We start from the raw sequence: 16,463 nt of genomic DNA, 5'->3' as shown, positions 1-16,463 counted from the left end.
ACAAGGCGCCACCACCAATGATGTGTAAGAGTTGCTACGTTATTCATGTTTGTTACCTTAAAATTTAAATATAAAAAAACCCGCAATAAGCGGGTTTAGAATGTGTTAGACACGACAATTCGTCACCCTTAATTTACGAGTGCCACCACCAGATAGTGTGTTGGATTGAATTGATCATTGTTTTTGTTCTTTGTGTGTCTCAAGTGGCTACAGTAAACCGTATCAACAGCGCTAGTGTCAAGTATTTATTTAAAACAATTTTTTAAAAAATTTTGTTATACTTAATAACAACTTTCGCACATTTAATATGAGCAGTGTTTCCTTTTGATAAAATACGATTTACACAGTCACACCACACATTCTGACGGTCAACTCAGTGTTGAGCAGTTATTATTGCGTGCAGTCGAAAAAAATATAGATGTGTTTGCGATCACTGATCACGACACCACCGCTGCGGTTAAACCCGCACAAGCATATATAGAAAGCGAATCTCTACCGTTAACCTTGATCTCAGGGGTTGAAATTTCCACTAAGTGGGAAAGTTTTGAGATCCACATAGTGGCATTAAACGTAGATATTAATGAGTCAACACTGACCAGCTTATTGACGATCCAACAGCAAAAACGTGCTGATAGAGCAATCGAAATTGGTCGTCGTTTAGAAAAAAATGGCTTTGCTGGTATTTTTCAACAAGCGCAAGAGCTTGCCGCAGATGCACAAATAACCCGTGCACATTATGCAAGAGCACTTATTGCTCGTGGCGTTGCTACCACAATTCCAGGGGTGTTTAAAAAATACCTTGGCCGCGCTAAAACGGGTTACGTACCAAGCGATTGGTGTGATATGCAAACCGCCATTGCCGCCATTCATGCTGCGGGAGGGGTTGCTGTGATTGCTCATCCTGGACGTTATCAAATGTCAAATAAATGGCTACGCAAATTATTAAGTCAATTTAAAGATGCCGGTGGCGATGCAATGGAAGTTGCCCAACCACAACAAGCACCGACTGAGCGACAGTTTTTAGGCGCATTGAGCCGCGAGTACGATTTACTGTGTTCGCAAGGATCTGATTTTCATTTTCCTACTAGTTGGCTAGAATTAGGAAAAAACTTATATTTGCCAAAAGATTGCCAAGGCGTTTGGCAAACTTGGGAAGGGCAAGAAGGAGACGCACATGAGTGATTTTTTTCATATCCATCCGGATAATCCACAACCACGCTTAATTAATCAAGCTGTCGATATTATCAAACAAGGTGGTGTGGTGGTATACCCAACTGATTCAGGCTATGCAATAGGCTGTAATTTAGGTAACAAGCAAGCAAAAGAGCGTATTGAGCGCATCCGTGGTATTGAAAAACACCATAACTTTACCTTAGTATGTCGTGATCTATCTGAGCTTTCTACTTATGCACGAGTAGATAACCAATTGTTTAGGTTAATTAAAAACAATACACCCGGGCCTTATACGTTTATCTTTAAAGGCACTAAAGAAGTACCAAAACGTTTGTTAAACGACAAGAAAAAAACCATTGGTATTCGTGTAATAGAACATCCAATTACCTGCGCATTGTTAGCCGAGTTAGGTGAGCCATTGATGTCGTGTTCATTAATTTTACCCGGTGAGCAGTTTACTGAATCTGATCCTGATGAGATACGTGATCGTATTGGTAATCAAGTTGATTTAATTATTCATGGCGGTTATTTAGCTGAGCAAGCAACCACAGTAATCGACCTGTCAGAAGATACTGTTGAGGTGCTGCGTGTAGGGTGTGGCGATACAGCTCCATTTGAATAGCTACGCGAATCAACCATGAACGAACTACATATTGATGATGTAGCTCAAATACGAGAGCCGGCGCAACAAAAGTTGCCGCTGGCTTTTTTGCATGGCAAAGAAGTAATGAATACCCCGGAAGATTTGTATATTCCGCCAGATGCTCTAGAAGTTATTTTAGAAACCTTTGAAGGGCCACTTGATTTATTACTATATTTAATAAAAAAACATAAGTTAGATATTCTGGAATTGTCGATTTTTAGCATTACTGAACAATACGTCCGTTATGTTGAAATGATGACCGAGTTTCAATTAGAGCTTGCGGGTGAATATCTAGTGATGGCGGCGTTACTAGCACAAATAAAGTCGCGTTTGTTATTACCGAAACACGAAGAACTTGAGGAGGAAGAAGATCCTCGCGCAGAACTTATTCGTCGTTTGCAAGAATACGAACAATTTAAAAAAGCGGCGGAAAACCTTGATGAAGTGCCCCGAGTTGGCCGCGATATTTATATTGCACAGGCTTTGGTGCCAGAGCAAAATGAACAAGCGCAGTTACTCCCTGATGTAGATCTAAAAGATTTATTATTTGCACTTAGTGACGTGATGGCGCGAGCTAAAACTTTTGAACATCATCAAATAACCGCTGAAGCCTTATCAACTCGCGAACGAATGAGTTTAATTTTACAAAAGTTATCGACAGCCGGCACACAACTTCCTTTCACTGACTTATTCACTTTTGATGAAAGCCGCAGTGGTGTAGTGGTTAGCTTTATTGCTATGCTAGAGCTCATTAAAGAAAACTTAATAACTTGCCTTCAAGTAGATCCTGCTACGCAAATATATGTAGGTCTAGTGGATAATAATTAGTATTGTAGTAGCTCATATTTGATCTGACAGGCATCTATGAGCTGTGGGTTCAACAAACATTTTCATCAGGCAAGCAGCTCGCGTAGTAATTGGCCTAGATAAGATGCAGGCGTTGTGGGTGGTAAGCTGACTTTTACTTTGTTAATCGAGAGGGTTATTGGCTGTTGCGGTTCGGTGACGTCAACGTGTTGAGTTACTTTAGCGCGAACAAAGCTGCCTGATGATTCATTAAGCTTACTTCGTGCCGCATAAAACGTTGTTTTTGATAAAGCATGTTGCTGGCAAAACTCAGTAATAGTTAAATCACTGGCTTGTTGTTCTTCGATAATGTTACGCCATTGTTCAAGGCTGCGTGTTTTTCTCATGACTATCTCCTCATTGAAATTCGGAAATAGCTTAATCATTCCTCGTTGGGTTTCGTTGCTCTCAACCCAAACTACGGTGGTGAATTAAACGCCGAGTTATTTGTTGGGGTGCCTAGCGCCTAGAATCTCCAACCTAGCAACTTGTCCCTTTAACCTTTAACCTTTAAATTTTTCAGTGACTCGCTTGTAAGCAATTAAGCCACTCATCGGGCTCAGCTAAAATAAACTCTAGATGATAATTTTCCTTGGTGGTTATTTTGATTCCAGCGGTGGTGATAGGGATTAAACCGCCAGCTTTGCCTACGCATTTTTCGACATGGGAAATGTTATTAAGTTTGATGGCATAACAACCTAAGTCTAATTGTTTGTTGAGCGCTTCAAAATGAAGTAGGTTGTCAGTGAGAGTAAGGCGTCCATCAGCTTTGGCAACACCGAGCTGTAACGTTGCAAAACAGCGTTTTAGCTGAGTCACTTTTGATTGTGTTACGTCCATCATTCACTCCATCGGTTTTATTTTTTTCTTGAGTTTATGCTGCTCAATTAAATGTGTCAATCATGTAAAATAAATGTTTTCAATTGTTGTGTTAAACAATGCTTTACAGAAAGTTTTTAGCGCGGTGGTGCATTTTTTGTTGTTTATTAACAAGTATAAAAGCAGCTACGACTAATACCATTTGAGTGGCTAGCGCGCACAGCGTTAACATCAAATCTATACGGTTATCAGCGCATTGTACTAAGCTCAATTCGATAAACCATGCTATGGCGAGCATTAAAGCAAGTGAGCCATGTAAATAACGTTGCAGAGTTATTTTAAACTGAAGGTGCTTCCATTGACTAAATATAAGCAGCGCTAAGCTAATTAACGGGATCAAAAATAGGCTAATAAATGCAATGACTAAAAGTGGTTGCCATGTGCTATTCGTCAGTTGCGTGGTATTTATAAAGTAATCATTACAACCCGTTAAAAGTGTAAAACAAAAAAGTAGGCTAATTAATTTTATTGGCAATGTTATTATCGTCATGATTTATATGTGTTCTATTGTTAGTTATTAAGCCTTGCTTTATATAAGTAAGGCTTAATGGATGGTTGTATTTAAAAATAGTTTAAACGTAGGTGTTGTTTTAGCTTATTTAAGCATGCGCCATAATTAACTCTTTTGCGTTAGCTTTGGCTGTTTTACTGATGTTATCACCACCCAATAAACGGGCAATTTCATCAATACGGCCATGTTTACTGAGTGGCAACATTTGTGTAAAGGTTTCACCATTGGCAATTTCTTTGGCTACAAAAAACTGCTGATGCCCCGAGCTGGCAACTTGCGGTAAATGGGTTACGCAGATAACTTGGGTCGATTTGCCTAATTGACGTAAAAGCTTGCCTACAGCTGCTGCGGTTGGTCCAGAAATACCTACATCCACTTCATCAAAAATAAGCGTTGGCGTAGTAACTTTTTGCGCAATAATAACTTGTATCGCTAAACTTATACGTGACAGCTCACCGCCAGAGGCGACTTTAGACAGTGGTTGTAATGGCTGCCCGGGGTTAGTTGATACTAAAAACGCTACATTATCAAAACCTAGGCTGTTTGGTGCTTTTTCAGGTTGTGGTGTAAGGGCGATTTCAAACACACCATTTTCCATTGATAAATGCGCCATGCTTGCACTGATCAATGTATTTAATGTTTGCGCTGCCTCATGACGGCTTTCACTTAGGGTTTGCGCAGCTTGCTGATAAGCTGCTAATGCTTGGTTAATTTCACCTTCAAGTTGTGTTAAACGGGCCGAGTTATTACTAATCGACTCAAGCTCTTGCGTTATATTTTGGTGAAAATCAACTAAGTCTTCTGGTTTAATATGGTGTTTACGCGCAAGGTCCATTATGCCAGCTAGGCGTGCTTCTACTTCATCTAGGCGGGCTGGATCAAGATCTGTTTGCTCGCCATAGTTGCGAATTTCACGGCTGGCTTCTTCTACTTGCACAGCCGCTTCTTCAAGTAATGCGGCAACACCCGATAAGTTTTCGTCAAAACTAGCAAGTTCAGCAAATTGCTGTGCACTGTGTTGCAGTAGTGAGCATGCATTTTGTTCTTCATTTTCATACAAGCTTTGCAATTCACGTTGGCACGCGTCGATGATGGTTTGGCTATGGCTGAGCTTATAATGTTCGGCTTCAATTTGCGTAAATTCACTTTCTTGTAAAGCAAATTCATCTAGCTCAGCCACTTGGTACTCAAGTAGTTGTTTTTGTGCAGTTTGCTGTAGTTGCGCTTGTTCAAGAATCGTAAATTCTTTTTGTAAATTATGATAATTACGATAGTGCGTACGTACAGTATCCACTAATGCATGGTGTCCTGCGTAGGCGTCAAGCAGCTGTAATTGATGTTCGCTTTTTAGTAGATGCTGATGGGCATGTTGCCCGTGAATAGAAATTAAATGCTGACCGAGCTCTTTAAGTTGTGCTGCGGTGACAGGGCTGCCATTAATGTAACTTTTGCTTCGCCCGTTTTTACATACTACACGTCGCAGTAGGCATTCTTGCTCATCATTAGAGAGTAAGTTTTGCTCTAAAAATTGTTTAGCTAACGGCAGTGAGGTCAAATCAAACGCGGCGCATATTTCAGCACGTTCAGTGTCTGGGCGAACGGCTGAGGCTTCAGCACGTTCACCCAAACATAAAGATAAGGCATCGATAGCAATAGATTTACCGGCACCTGTTTCACCGGTAATGGCTGTCATACCGCTTTGCCACTCGGTGCTTAAATTGCTTACAATTGCAAAATTTTTAATCTCTAACCCAATTAACATACTGTTCATCCATCCAGTCAATTAACTGTTAATTTATACAGTGTTTTGGGTTTTTGCAAATTAATTTTTAATGTCGCTATCTAGTTTATTACTTACTCACTGGTTGATTTCTCAAAATTAGTTTCAGGATCAAGAGGTTTGGCATAATCTTCTGGATTCGCAGATAAACTATCAGTGCGTAAAACTTTAATCATGGATGGTAAAAGTTCATGATAAAACGTTTTATTGTAAGCAACGCCGGCTATGGGTAATTCAGCCACAAAAAAATCTAAGCGTTCAGCTAGTGCATCTCGTTCACCTGTGACATAAGTTTTCGCCAACTCACTGCTAATCGTGCTGATCAATGACTCGTTTATGCGTTCAAGATACAATAAGTTTTCGTCAGTATGAGGTTGCACGACAAAGAAATTACTGGCAATAACTTGTATTCTTGGGATGTATTTAGGACGAATTATTTTTGCGTCGCAGTACTCATTTAATTTTATTTTTAACTGTTGAGTTACTTCTTTAACGCGATTATTGAATAGCTTTTTTTGCGCTTCAAGCGCTTTTCGGCGATTATTTTCAATCATTAGATAACTGCCAAGCAGTGTTATTAATAATAATAAAGCAAAGAAAACAACATACGTCATTGTGGTTTGATTTCCCTTGAAAAGGTAATAAATGAATTCAGCTCATTTTGCTCTAAAGTCTGAATGAGCGCAATAAAATTAATATAAACGACTACCCCAGTTGAGTTTAGTACGAAGTACATGATAATAAGAGTAATCTTTGGGGTGGATCAAGCGCAGTTGCTTATCTGCTTTTTTAATTATCACTTCATCGCCAGGCAATACTGCAAGCACCACATGACTATCGCAGCTGACTTGTAAGCTGTCGGTATTCTCTAAGCTGAGCTTTAAGCGTACTTCGTTATCGGCATCAACCACTAATGGTCGGCTTGATAATGTATGCGGAAACATCGGTACTAATGAGATGGCATTTAGTTCTGGGGTCAAAATGGGCCCGCCACCAGAGAGTGAATAGGCGGTAGAGCCGGTAGGAGTTGAGACAATTAAACCATCAGAGCGCTGCGAAAATACAAAATCGTTATTAATGAAGGCTTCAAATTCAATCATATGAGCGACTTTATCGGCATGTAAAACAGCTTCATTCACTGCTGAGTTAGCACTTTTTAATTCGCCATGGCGATAAACTGCTACTTCTAATAAAAAGCGTTTTTCTTCAAGGTATTGACCGCTTAGTACTTGTTCTAAACTAGCTTCAAAGCCTTCTGGGTTTAAATCTGTTAGGAAACCTAAATTGCCTCTGTTTACGCCTATAACAGCAACATCAAATCGGGCTAATACTCTTGCTGCGCCAAGCATATTACCATCACCACCGACCACAATAGCGAGATCGGCACGTTCGCCAAGCTCAACCAGCTTGACTAACTTTTCTTTGGGGACATTGGTTAATTGATAACCGGTTCGCTGCTCTAGTAACACGTTAAATCCTAACGCATTTAAAAAAGTGTATAAGCGCTGTAGAGTTGCAGCTGCATTACTGTGATTGGGTTTGCCAATTAAACCTATGGTTTTAAACGGTGATTCCATGATAAACGCATCAATAGTATTAATATCAGTAGAGTAACTCAAAAGTGACAAGTTTGAAAATAACCTTGAAATAAACTCACCGTGCCCCGATATCCCCAGTATGCAGCAAGATGTAGATACTATGAATTTAAACCCTCGAGATCAGCAAATATTTTCCGCCGTAATGAGCCTGTACTGTAATGGTGAAGGTCAACCTGTTGCGTCAAGCCGTATAGCTAAACAAAAAGGTATGGCTGTGTGCTCTGCAACAGTTAGAAATGCGATGTCGCGCCTAGAAAAAATAGGTCTGCTGTATTCACCACATACTTCTGCTGGCCGGGTCCCTACTAATGCCGGGTTTGATTACTGGCTAACTGAGTTTTTTCCTTTGCCTGAAATTGCGCAATATTGGCAGCCTGCACAAGCGCAATTAGTCGAGATGGCGCATGGTATAAGCCAGCGTTATCAAGTATGTTGTTGCGTTGGTCTGCCGCAAGTAAGTTCTCAGCACGTTTTTAGAGTTGAAGTGTTAGATTTTGACAGCAATGATTGGCTTATTTTACTGTTAGATAGAGCAGGGCAGAGCCATAACATTTGTATTCATAAGCCAGGTGATGCGTCTGACACCGTACGTTATCAATTCGCTACTTGGCTTAATACTGTATTCAGTCAGCAAACTTTAATGGAAGGCTTGTACCGTATGCAAGCAATGGCAAATACAGCACCACGAAATTGTCATGATTCGTTAAATCAATGGACCCGTGAGCTGAGCCATAAATTAGGCTCAGACAACAGTATCGTGGTCGGCGAAAATTATTTATATCGGCAAATTGATTGTGAACAAAGCTTAAACATTGGTGTCTCATTTTTGAACTTTGTAGAAGATAAGTTAGCTTTTAAAAATGGTGTGTCGGTTTTAAATACGTCACAATTGCCATTTACTGATTGTGACGAGTTGATGGTGATCAGCGTGCCGTATTTTCAAAATCAAGAATATCAAAGTCGTTTTTGTGTAATTTGTCCTAAATCGGCGCAAATTGAAGCAATCATTCAAGAATTTAAATTAATCGAGCCATCTGGCTCTTGAATCTTTTGATTCAATCCCCATAATTACCGCAATTGAAAAGTATTGGAGCACTTAAATTATGTCTGAGCAGACAAAATCACCAGAGCAAGAAGTTGAATTAAACGAAGAACTAGAGCAAATGCAAACAGACGTTGAAGCGGCTGTAGAAGCTGCGGACGCGCACGAAGGCGAGGAAGTTAGCCCTGAAGCTGAAATTGCTATGCTTTATGCTGAGCTTGAAGATGCGAAACAAACTATCGCAAACCAAAAAGATAGTGTAGTGCGTGCCGCTGCAGACGTTGATAATATTCGTCGCCGTGCTGCACAAGATGTAGAAAAAGCGCATAAATTTGCACTTGAAAAGTTCGCTAACGAATTATTACCTGTTATTGATAATTTAGAACGTGCTATTGAGTTCTCAGACAAAGAAGACGAAACCTTAAAGCCATTGCTTGAAGGGATTGATATGACAGTTAAGAGCTTCAACGATGCGGTTGCAAAATTTGGTGTTGAAATTGTCAACCCACAAGGTGAGCAGTTTAATCCTGAATTTCACCAAGCCATGTCTATTCAACCAAGTAATGATGTAACACCTAACACTGTATTAGCAGTGATGCAAAAAGGGTATACATTAAATGGTCGTTTATTACGCCCTGCAATGGTGATGGTATCTAAAGCAGCTGAATAAATAAGTCGCTTAGTAAAAAAATGCCCGTTAACTACGGGCATTTTTTTTGTTTCTAGCTCGGTGCCAAAGCTGGGCTATTAGTGTTAATACTAATGCGCTGAACATTAAGCTTGAAAAGGGCACAGCACTTTGTGCGTGCATTAAGGCTAAAATTGGGCCGACTAATGCACCGCTGCCAAAGCGCAATGTCCCAATAACCGCCGTGGCGGTGCCAGAGCGCTCTTCAAACTGCATTAACACCAATGCATCAGCATTACTAGCGGTAATCCCTAAACTCATCATCAGAGGAGCAATAGCGGCAACAATAAAATACAGCGATAGATGTAAAATACTAAATGTTAATAATGCACTGCCGGCAAGAAAGCCAAGCGCTAAACCATAATAGAGCATTTTTCGTGAGCCAATACGTGGTACTAGGCGGGTATTTAAAAAATTACCAAACATTAGTGCCATGACATTGAAAGCAAATAAAACACCAAATAATTGTTCTGATACTTTAAAGTAATCAAGGTATACAAAGGGCACTGCGGTTAAAAAGCAAAAAAAGCCGAATGAGGCAAACATTGAGCTGGCTATATCTGCTCGGGTATCTTTATTTTTAAATACGGTTTTATAGCTATCAAAAAATAGCGCAAAGCCTTTCATCGGGCTTTTAAAGATAGGGATATCGATTAAGTATATTTGTACCAAGGCTAAAATAACAAAGCTGTAACTGGCCAGTACTAAAAAGATTGTTTGCCAGTGAGATAAGCCGATGATCATTGAACCAACCGTTGGTGCGATTAAGGGCGCGACCATCATGATCATTGATACATACGACATTCCTTTAGCGGTATCTTGTTTATAAATATGACGAATTATCCCTGGCACCACAACGGTTGCAGCAGCACCTGTAAATGCTTGTACTGCCCGCAAAGCCCAAAATAGATGAATGTCATTACAAAAGGCTAACGCGATAGAGCTTAAACCAAACAATGCTAAACCGACCTTCGTTAACACGCGACGACCAATTTGATCTGCGATTGGGCCAAAAAATAACATTCCCAGCGCATAGCCAGCTAAATATATGCTTAACGATATTTGTACATTAGGCATTGTGGTATTAAGGTCGTTAGCAATGATTAACATTGCCGGAAGGTACATATCGATTGCCAGTGGCGTAATTGCAACAATACTGGCGAGTAAAGGTAATAGAATGCGTTTATTTAAAGAAATCGAGTCCTGCATGACTAACCCATTAAACAAAAAGAGGCTGCTATTGTAACAGCGACAATTAGTCTTGGGTACTTAGTTTGCATGCTAACTATCACCTTTAATAAAAAATGGACGGTTTTGTTTTTAATAAAGGTGCAATATGTTCAATCGAACATTGGTTTGCTATTCTAAGCGCAATTAAATTGTTAGATGAGGGAATACAATGAAAAGATTAGTTTTGGCTGTGCTTACCACCGCGGTATTAGCGGGTTGTAAAACATCACCAACAGGGCGCACGCAAATTGCGCTTTATTCTGATCAACAAATGAGTCAGATGGGTCAGCAAAGCTTTGCTGATATGAAAAAGAATCAAAAAATCAATAATAATCCTCAAGTAAATGCGTATGTAAAGTGTATTGCTGACGATGTGATTGCAGTATTACCGCAACAGTACGCAACTCAGGCGTGGGAAGTAGTGGTATTTGAAGACGATTCAGCTAACGCGTTTGCATTACCCGGTGGCTATATTGGTGTGCATACGGGATTGTTAAAAGTGGCTGAAAATCAAGATCAGCTAGCAACCGTTATCGGGCACGAAGTAGGGCATGTAATTGCTGAGCATTCTAATGAACGGGTATCACAAAGTTCCTTACTACAAACAGGTATGCAAGCGGGCAGTGCTGCACTTGAAATGGGTAATGTACAATATCGTAACGAAATTATGCAAGGCCTTGGTTTAGGTGCGCAGTACGGTGTTATTTTACCATTTAGTCGCTCTCATGAGTCTGAGGCCGACCAAGTAGGGTTAGATTTAATGGCAAAAGCCGGGTTTAATCCAAAAGAATCTGTAACACTTTGGCAGAATATGAGTAAAGCAGGTAGTGGTAATACACCCGAATTTATGTCTACTCACCCAGCACCTGCTAACCGTATTAAAGAGCTACAAGCAAGATTGCCACAAGCATTAAATAAGCAACAAGCTGCGAGGGCAACGGGTAAAAATCCACAATGTAAGCTGTAATACACTTTTTCAGTGATATAAAAAAGCCTGTGAACTTATGTGCACAGGCTGTTTATTATTCTAAACGCTAGTTATGCGTTTTCAACTGCAGTGCGTGGGTCAACATATTCCATGTTGAACGCTTCAGCAACTTCTTTGTAAGTTACTTGGCCTTTGATCACGTTAAGACCTTTAAGGAAGTTAGCGTCATCAAGTAGTGCCTTTTTGTAACCTTTGTTTGCAAGGTTAATGATGAACGGCAATGTTGCATTGTTAAGTGCGAAAGTAGATGTACGTGGTACAGCACCTGGCATGTTAGCAACACAGTAGTGAACTACGTCATCAACGATGAAAGTCGGATCAGCGTGAGTTGTTGCTTTAGACGTTGCGATACAACCACCTTGGTCAATTGCAACATCTACAATCGCAGAGCCTGGCTTCATCGCTTTAATGTGTTCAGCAGTCACTAGTTTAGGTGCGGCTGCACCAGGGATAAGTACGCCACCAATTACTAGGTCAGCTTCAAGTACATGTTTTTCAAGCGCATCAGCAGTTGAGTAAATCGCTTTAACTTTATTACCAAATTGTGCGTCAAGTGCGCGTAGTACGTCGATGTTACGATCAAGTACCACAACATCAGCACCAAGGCCTACAGCCATTTGTGCTGCGCTGCGACCAACCATACCACCGCCAATAACAACAACTTTAGCAGCTTCAACACCGGGTACACCACCAAGTAACATGCCACGGCCATGGTTTGATTTTTCAAGCGCTTGTGCACCAGCTTGAATTGACATACGACCAGCCACTTCACTCATCGGCGCAAGTAGTGGTAAACCACCGCGTGGATCAGTGACTGTTTCATACGCGATACAAATTGCTTTGCTTTTGATTAGGTCTTCAGTTTGTGGAAGATCTGGTGCAAGGTGTAAATAAGTGAACAGAATTTGGTCTTCACGTAGCATTGCACGTTCAACGGCTTGTGGCTCTTTTACTTTTATAATCATCTCTGCTGTGGCGAAAACCTCAGCAGCAGTTGCTAGAATTTCTGCACCTGCCAGCGTGTAATCTTCGTTAGTGAAGCCAATGCCCATACCTGCATCAGTTTCAACTAAAACTTGGTGGCCGTGGTTTACTAATTCACGAACACTCGCAGGAACCATACCAACGCGGTATTCATGGTTTTTTATTTCTTTAGGTACACCGATAATCATAATATTGCCTTAATAGAACGGGATAAAATTTTTCACTATTATATTCATGTAATGACAGTGTGTCTCACCTTTTTTAATTGGTATTCTAGTGATATAATCCAAAAATACAGTTTAAACAGTACAAACAACTGGTCGTTATTATGCATGAGTTATTAGACCGTATTGACCGTAAGATTTTAATAGAGCTACAGCATGATGGCCGAGTGTCAAATGTTGAATTAGCTCGACGTGTGGGGCTCAGTGCAACGCCCTGTTTAGAGCGTGTAAAAAAGCTCGAACGTGAAGGTTACATCGTCGGTTATAAAGCAGTGGTTGACCCTGCTAAACTTGGTCAGGGTTTATCTGTGTACGTCGAAGTGACAATCACTAAAACATCACCTGATGTGTTTGATGAATTCAGTGCCGCAGTTAAAAAGCATGATGAAATTATCGAATGCCATTTAGTATCGGGTAATTTTGACTTTTTACTAAAAACCCGCGTAAATGATATGTCTGAGTATCGTGGTGTATTAGGGGATATTCTACTCAATCTACCGAACGTGAGTGAAAGCCGTACCTATGTTGTAATGGAGGAAGTAAAAGGCGAGCAAGGGGTGATTATTCGCCCATATATTAGCTGAACTATGCGCCATTTTTTAGTAACTACATAAGTTGTATTAATGATACATGCGCGATTAATAAAAACCTGTTCATAATCAGGCCATCATGGTTAAGATAAAGTGCAACAAAAAGTATTTCCTGCTAAGGTATTCCATTGCTAAGAATGAGTACAAAGAAGTACAAAGAAAAAATGAGGAATAGCGAGTTATGCGCCTAAACGGTGTACAAAGACTATTAGAAACCGGCTTAATAATTAGCACCTTTGCTGCAATATTTATATTGTGTGCGCTGGTCAGTTTTGATCCTGCAGATCCGAGTTGGTCGCAAACAGGTTATGACCATGTAAGAAACATCACTGGAGCTGCTGGTGCGTGGATTGCCGATATTTTATTGCTGACATTTGGCTGGTTGGCTTATTTTGTGCCAGCAGCACTGCAAATATTTGGCTACTTATTATTTAAGCAACCTCATAAAATATTTCAACTCGACTATACAACGTTATCACTTAGAGTGATTGGTTTTGCGTTATTTATCACCTCAGCAACGGCTATTAGTAGCATTAATTTTGATGATATTTATAACTTTTCATCCGGTGGGGTAGTCGGTGATGTGATAGCCTCAGCGATGATGCCTGCATTTAATTTTACCGGTACCTCGATTTTATTATTATGTTTCTTTTTTGCGGGATTAACGTTATTAACGGGCGTGTCTTGGGTGCAATGTGTCGATTTTATTGGCGATTTGATCATGCGTGGTTATCGTTTTATTGCCTATCACTTAAAAGCATGGTTACAACGCGAACGCATAGCAAATACTGAAGTTGCAATTGAACAAGCCCCCATAGATGAACAACAAACACGTAAAGAGACACCCGCTATTCGCTTTTCAGAACCAAAAGTGGATACTGCGCAGCTTAATCAAGACTCTCATCCTGCATTTGATGATTTAGATGACATTCTGGATCAAGAAATTAATTTTAGCGCCATTGATGATGAACCAATGGACACTGCGGCTGCCTTAAATGCGCTTGATCAAAGCCATGTTACTGAGCCTGAAAAACCAGTTACTACAGTGGTTTCGCCAGCAAGACCAATGCCAAAACCAAAGAGTACCTATCAGCCACCACTAACCGCAAAAGAAAAGTTTGAGCAGCTACTCGAAGAAAAGCCGCCAAGTACGCCATTGCCTACGCTTGATTTGTTAGATAGACCTGATAAAGCCAAAAACCCAATTTCACCAGAAGAGCTTGAAGCAGTATCGAGATTAGTTGAAGCTAAACTCCTTGACTTTAACGTTCAAGCTACAGTTGTTGCGGTATACCCAGGACCTGTTGTAACCCGTTTTGAGCTTGATTTAGCGCCGGGTATTAAAGTTTCTAAAATTACTGGTCTTGCTAAAGATTTAGCCCGCTCGCTATCAGCGGTCAGTGTACGAGTGGTTGAGGTAATACCAGGTAAAACCTATGTAGGGATAGAATTGCCGAACAAACACCGTGAAATAGTGCGGTTATCAGAAGTAATCGATGCACCAAAATTTGAGCAAAATCCATCGCCATTAACCATGGTGCTTGGTAAAGACATTGCTGGTGAACCAATTTGTGCAGACTTGGGTAAAATGCCACATTTACTGGTGGCAGGTACTACCGGTTCTGGTAAGTCTGTGGGCGTTAATGTGATGATATTAAGCTTACTGTACAAATCAGGCCCTGATGATGTACGTATGATCATGATTGATCCGAAAATGTTGGAACTTTCTGTTTACGAAGGGATCCCACATTTACTGTGTGAAGTGGTCACCGATATGAAAGAAGCTGCCAACGCGTTGCGTTGGTGTGTAGGTGAGATGGAACGCCGTTATAAGTTAATGTCGGCGTTAGGTGTTCGTAACTTAAAAGGTTACAACCAAAAGGTATTGGATGCGAAAGAGGCGGGTTATCCAATTCTCGATCCATTATTTAAAGATACTGATGGTATGAAAGAAGGACCAGACGAGTTAGGTAAGTTACCGAGTATCGTGGTGGTGATTGACGAATTTGCTGACATGATGATGATTGTTGGTAAAAAAGTTGAAGAGCTAATTGCCCGTATTGCACAAAAAGCCCGAGCGGCAGGTATTCATTTAATACTAGCAACACAGCGCCCATCGGTTGATGTAATTACTGGTTTAATTAAAGCCAATATCCCAACACGAATGGCGTTTCAGGTATCAAGTAAAATTGACTCGCGTACCATCTTAGATCAACAAGGCGCAGAAAACCTGCTAGGTATGGGGGATATGTTGTATTTACCGCCAGGTACTAGTGTGCCGGTGCGTGTACATGGCGCGTTTGTTGATGACCATGAGGTACATGCGGTGGTGAATGACTGGAAAGCACGTGCAAAACCAAACTACATAGATGAAATTTTAAATGGTGACGCCACTGAGGATATTTTATTGCCGGGCGAAGCCAGTGAAAACGCGGATGAAGAATCAGATCCACTTTATGATGAAGCCGTGTCATTTGTTGTTGAAACAGGCAAAGTATCAGTTTCAAGTGTGCAGCGAAAATTACGTGTTGGTTACAACCGTGCCGCACGTTTAGTTGAACAAATGGAAACATCGGGTATTGTAAGCGCACCAGGTCATAACGGTGCCCGAGATGTATTAGTGCCCAATGGTGGAGCAAATTAAATGAAACAAATTAAATATTTAGCCTTAGCAATTAGCTGTTTTTTATCAGCATCAGTATTTGCAAGCGAGAGTGCAACAGATGACAGCCAAGCATTACAAGATAAACTGGCCGGTTTAAAGAGTTTTCACGCGCAGTTTGTGCAGCAGGTTAATGATGACCAAGGCCAATCAATTATGCAAGGTGAAGGTACTATCGCCTTGCAACAGCCAATGATGATCCGTTGGCAACAAGCGAGCCCTGATGACACGTTATTTGTATCAAATGGCGATAAAACCTATTACTTCGACAGCTTTGCTGAGCAAGTAACGATTATGAATACTCACAGTTTGATTGATTCAACACCGTTTGTATTACTCACCTCAAAAGATCCGGCGCAATGGCAAAAGTACCAAGTACACGCCACGGATACTGGGTTCAGTGTTACACCTAATAAAGGCGTTGAAAGCCAAGTTGAACAGCTGGATATTGTGTTTGCAGCAGATAAAGTAGGTTTAGCATCATTATTGGTTAAAGACAGTTCAGGGCAATCATCTACGTTTACCTTTAGTGACACTAAAGTAAATCAAAGCCTTGCTACTTCAACCTTTGAGTTTAGTATTCCAGAAGGCGTTGAAATAGACGACCAAAGCCAAGGTGATTAAT

The 16,463-nt window shown here is 40.6% G+C and carries 17 protein-coding genes; 9 read left to right on the top strand and 8 right to left on the bottom strand.

Features of this window, described 5'->3' with window-relative positions; translation table 11 throughout:
- Positions 1–324 precede the first annotated feature (324 nt).
- The 3 genes from rnm to HHO47_RS01070 are packed head-to-tail and all read left to right on the top strand — an operon-like array spanning position 325 to position 2,644.
- Complete coding sequence (gene rnm / locus HHO47_RS01080) at positions 325–1,182, top strand: RNase RNM (protein WP_169018055.1); 858 nt, start codon at positions 325–327, stop codon at positions 1,180–1,182.
- Positions 1,175–1,795 carry an L-threonylcarbamoyladenylate synthase gene (locus HHO47_RS01075; RefSeq protein ID WP_145233655.1) on the top strand — a complete coding sequence of 207 codons (621 nt, stop codon included), beginning with the start codon at positions 1,175–1,177 and terminating at the stop codon, positions 1,793–1,795. The genes rnm and HHO47_RS01075 overlap by 8 nt, the downstream gene beginning before the upstream one ends.
- A 15-nt stretch (positions 1,796–1,810) precedes the next feature.
- Complete coding sequence (locus HHO47_RS01070) at positions 1,811–2,644, top strand: segregation and condensation protein A (RefSeq protein WP_169018053.1); 834 nt, start codon at positions 1,811–1,813, stop codon at positions 2,642–2,644.
- 65 nt (positions 2,645–2,709) lie between these two features.
- Here the strand turns inward: HHO47_RS01070 and tnpA are convergent, their stop codons facing one another.
- The 6 genes from tnpA to nadK all read right to left on the bottom strand — a co-directional run bounded on the left by tnpA (position 2,710) and on the right by nadK (position 7,409).
- Positions 2,710–3,009: an IS66 family insertion sequence element accessory protein TnpA gene (gene tnpA / locus HHO47_RS01065; RefSeq protein ID WP_169018051.1), complete on the bottom strand. Its 300-nt coding sequence runs from the start codon at positions 3,007–3,009 to the stop codon at positions 2,710–2,712.
- 172 nt (positions 3,010–3,181) lie between these two features.
- Entirely contained in the window at positions 3,182–3,505 is a 324-nt protein-coding gene (locus HHO47_RS01060) for a hypothetical protein (RefSeq protein ID WP_248290893.1), read from the bottom strand.
- 100 nt (positions 3,506–3,605) lie between these two features.
- Positions 3,606–4,031: a hypothetical protein gene (locus tag HHO47_RS01055; RefSeq protein WP_169018048.1), complete on the bottom strand. Its 426-nt coding sequence runs from the start codon at positions 4,029–4,031 to the stop codon at positions 3,606–3,608.
- 109 nt (positions 4,032–4,140) lie between these two features.
- Positions 4,141–5,814: a DNA repair protein RecN gene (gene recN, locus HHO47_RS01050; protein WP_169018046.1), complete on the bottom strand. Its 1,674-nt coding sequence runs from the start codon at positions 5,812–5,814 to the stop codon at positions 4,141–4,143.
- 92 nt (positions 5,815–5,906) lie between these two features.
- The gene (locus HHO47_RS01045) at positions 5,907–6,446 is read right to left on the bottom strand and encodes a hypothetical protein (RefSeq protein WP_169018045.1); all 540 of its coding nucleotides are present in this window, start codon (positions 6,444–6,446) and stop codon (positions 5,907–5,909) included.
- A gap of 78 nt (positions 6,447–6,524) precedes the next feature.
- Positions 6,525–7,409: an NAD(+) kinase gene (gene nadK / locus HHO47_RS01040; RefSeq protein ID WP_169018248.1), complete on the bottom strand. Its 885-nt coding sequence runs from the start codon at positions 7,407–7,409 to the stop codon at positions 6,525–6,527.
- Between the two features lie 100 nt (positions 7,410–7,509).
- Here nadK and HHO47_RS01035 point away from each other — a divergent pair, with 100 nt between their 5' ends.
- Together HHO47_RS01035 and grpE are read left to right on the top strand one after the other, a co-directional pair.
- A complete protein-coding gene (locus HHO47_RS01035; protein ID WP_169018043.1) occupies positions 7,510–8,475 on the top strand; it encodes an HrcA family transcriptional regulator in 966 nt (321 codons plus the stop codon).
- Between the two features lie 58 nt (positions 8,476–8,533).
- The gene (gene grpE, locus HHO47_RS01030) at positions 8,534–9,142 is read left to right on the top strand and encodes a nucleotide exchange factor GrpE (protein WP_169018041.1); all 609 of its coding nucleotides are present in this window, start codon (positions 8,534–8,536) and stop codon (positions 9,140–9,142) included.
- A gap of 27 nt (positions 9,143–9,169) precedes the next feature.
- Here grpE and HHO47_RS01025 read toward each other — a convergent pair whose 3' ends face one another.
- Positions 9,170–10,369, bottom strand: a complete 1,200-nt coding sequence (locus HHO47_RS01025) for a Bcr/CflA family efflux MFS transporter (protein ID WP_169018039.1) — start codon at positions 10,367–10,369, stop codon at positions 9,170–9,172.
- 190 nt (positions 10,370–10,559) lie between these two features.
- Here HHO47_RS01025 and HHO47_RS01020 point away from each other — a divergent pair, with 190 nt between their 5' ends.
- Entirely contained in the window at positions 10,560–11,357 is a 798-nt protein-coding gene (locus tag HHO47_RS01020) for a M48 family metallopeptidase (RefSeq protein WP_169018037.1), read from the top strand.
- Positions 11,358–11,428: 71 nt separating this feature from the next.
- Here the strand turns inward: HHO47_RS01020 and ald are convergent, their stop codons facing one another.
- Positions 11,429–12,550 carry an alanine dehydrogenase gene (ald, locus tag HHO47_RS01015; protein ID WP_169018035.1) on the bottom strand — a complete coding sequence of 374 codons (1,122 nt, stop codon included), beginning with the start codon at positions 12,548–12,550 and terminating at the stop codon, positions 11,429–11,431.
- A gap of 140 nt (positions 12,551–12,690) precedes the next feature.
- Here ald and lrp point away from each other — a divergent pair, with 140 nt between their 5' ends.
- From lrp to lolA, 3 genes are all read left to right on the top strand, one after another.
- A complete protein-coding gene (gene lrp / locus HHO47_RS01010) occupies positions 12,691–13,170 on the top strand; it encodes a leucine-responsive transcriptional regulator Lrp (RefSeq protein ID WP_169018033.1) in 480 nt (159 codons plus the stop codon).
- A gap of 187 nt (positions 13,171–13,357) precedes the next feature.
- Positions 13,358–15,820, top strand: a complete 2,463-nt coding sequence (locus tag HHO47_RS01005) for a DNA translocase FtsK (protein ID WP_169018031.1) — start codon at positions 13,358–13,360, stop codon at positions 15,818–15,820.
- A complete protein-coding gene (lolA, locus tag HHO47_RS01000) occupies positions 15,821–16,462 on the top strand; it encodes an outer membrane lipoprotein chaperone LolA (protein WP_169018029.1) in 642 nt (213 codons plus the stop codon).
- The last annotated feature ends 1 nt before the right edge of the window (position 16,463 follow it).

It is taken from the genome of Pseudoalteromonas arctica (assembly GCF_012927645.1).
Classification (GTDB): Bacteria; Pseudomonadota; Gammaproteobacteria; order Enterobacterales; family Alteromonadaceae; genus Pseudoalteromonas; species Pseudoalteromonas arctica_A.
The sequence above is the reverse complement of the archived record's forward strand: the minus strand, read 5'-3'. Positions and strand labels throughout refer to the sequence as shown.

Bases quoted from the DNA above. Each gene is read 5' to 3' on its own strand.
- HHO47_RS01075 (WP_145233655.1), top strand. From the start codon at position 1,175: ATGAGTGATTTTTTTCATATCCATCCGGATAATCCACAACCACGCTTA.
- HHO47_RS01070 (WP_169018053.1), top strand. From the start codon at position 1,811: ATGAACGAACTACATATTGATGATGTAGCTCAAATACGAGAGCCGGCG.
- tnpA (WP_169018051.1), bottom strand. From the start codon at position 3,009: ATGAGAAAAACACGCAGCCTTGAACAATGGCGTAACATTATCGAAGAA.
- HHO47_RS01060 (WP_248290893.1), bottom strand. From the start codon at position 3,505: ATGATGGACGTAACACAATCAAAAGTGACTCAGCTAAAACGCTGTTTT.
- HHO47_RS01055 (WP_169018048.1), bottom strand. From the start codon at position 4,031: ATGACGATAATAACATTGCCAATAAAATTAATTAGCCTACTTTTTTGT.
- recN (WP_169018046.1), bottom strand. From the start codon at position 5,814: ATGTTAATTGGGTTAGAGATTAAAAATTTTGCAATTGTAAGCAATTTA.
- HHO47_RS01045 (WP_169018045.1), bottom strand. From the start codon at position 6,446: ATGACGTATGTTGTTTTCTTTGCTTTATTATTATTAATAACACTGCTT.
- nadK (WP_169018248.1), bottom strand. From the start codon at position 7,409: ATGGAATCACCGTTTAAAACCATAGGTTTAATTGGCAAACCCAATCAC.
- HHO47_RS01035 (WP_169018043.1), top strand. From the start codon at position 7,510: ATGCAGCAAGATGTAGATACTATGAATTTAAACCCTCGAGATCAGCAA.
- grpE (WP_169018041.1), top strand. From the start codon at position 8,534: ATGTCTGAGCAGACAAAATCACCAGAGCAAGAAGTTGAATTAAACGAA.
- HHO47_RS01025 (WP_169018039.1), bottom strand. From the start codon at position 10,369: ATGCAGGACTCGATTTCTTTAAATAAACGCATTCTATTACCTTTACTC.
- HHO47_RS01020 (WP_169018037.1), top strand. From the start codon at position 10,560: ATGAAAAGATTAGTTTTGGCTGTGCTTACCACCGCGGTATTAGCGGGT.
- ald (WP_169018035.1), bottom strand. From the start codon at position 12,550: ATGATTATCGGTGTACCTAAAGAAATAAAAAACCATGAATACCGCGTT.
- lrp (WP_169018033.1), top strand. From the start codon at position 12,691: ATGCATGAGTTATTAGACCGTATTGACCGTAAGATTTTAATAGAGCTA.
- HHO47_RS01005 (WP_169018031.1), top strand. From the start codon at position 13,358: ATGCGCCTAAACGGTGTACAAAGACTATTAGAAACCGGCTTAATAATT.
- lolA (WP_169018029.1), top strand. From the start codon at position 15,821: ATGAAACAAATTAAATATTTAGCCTTAGCAATTAGCTGTTTTTTATCA.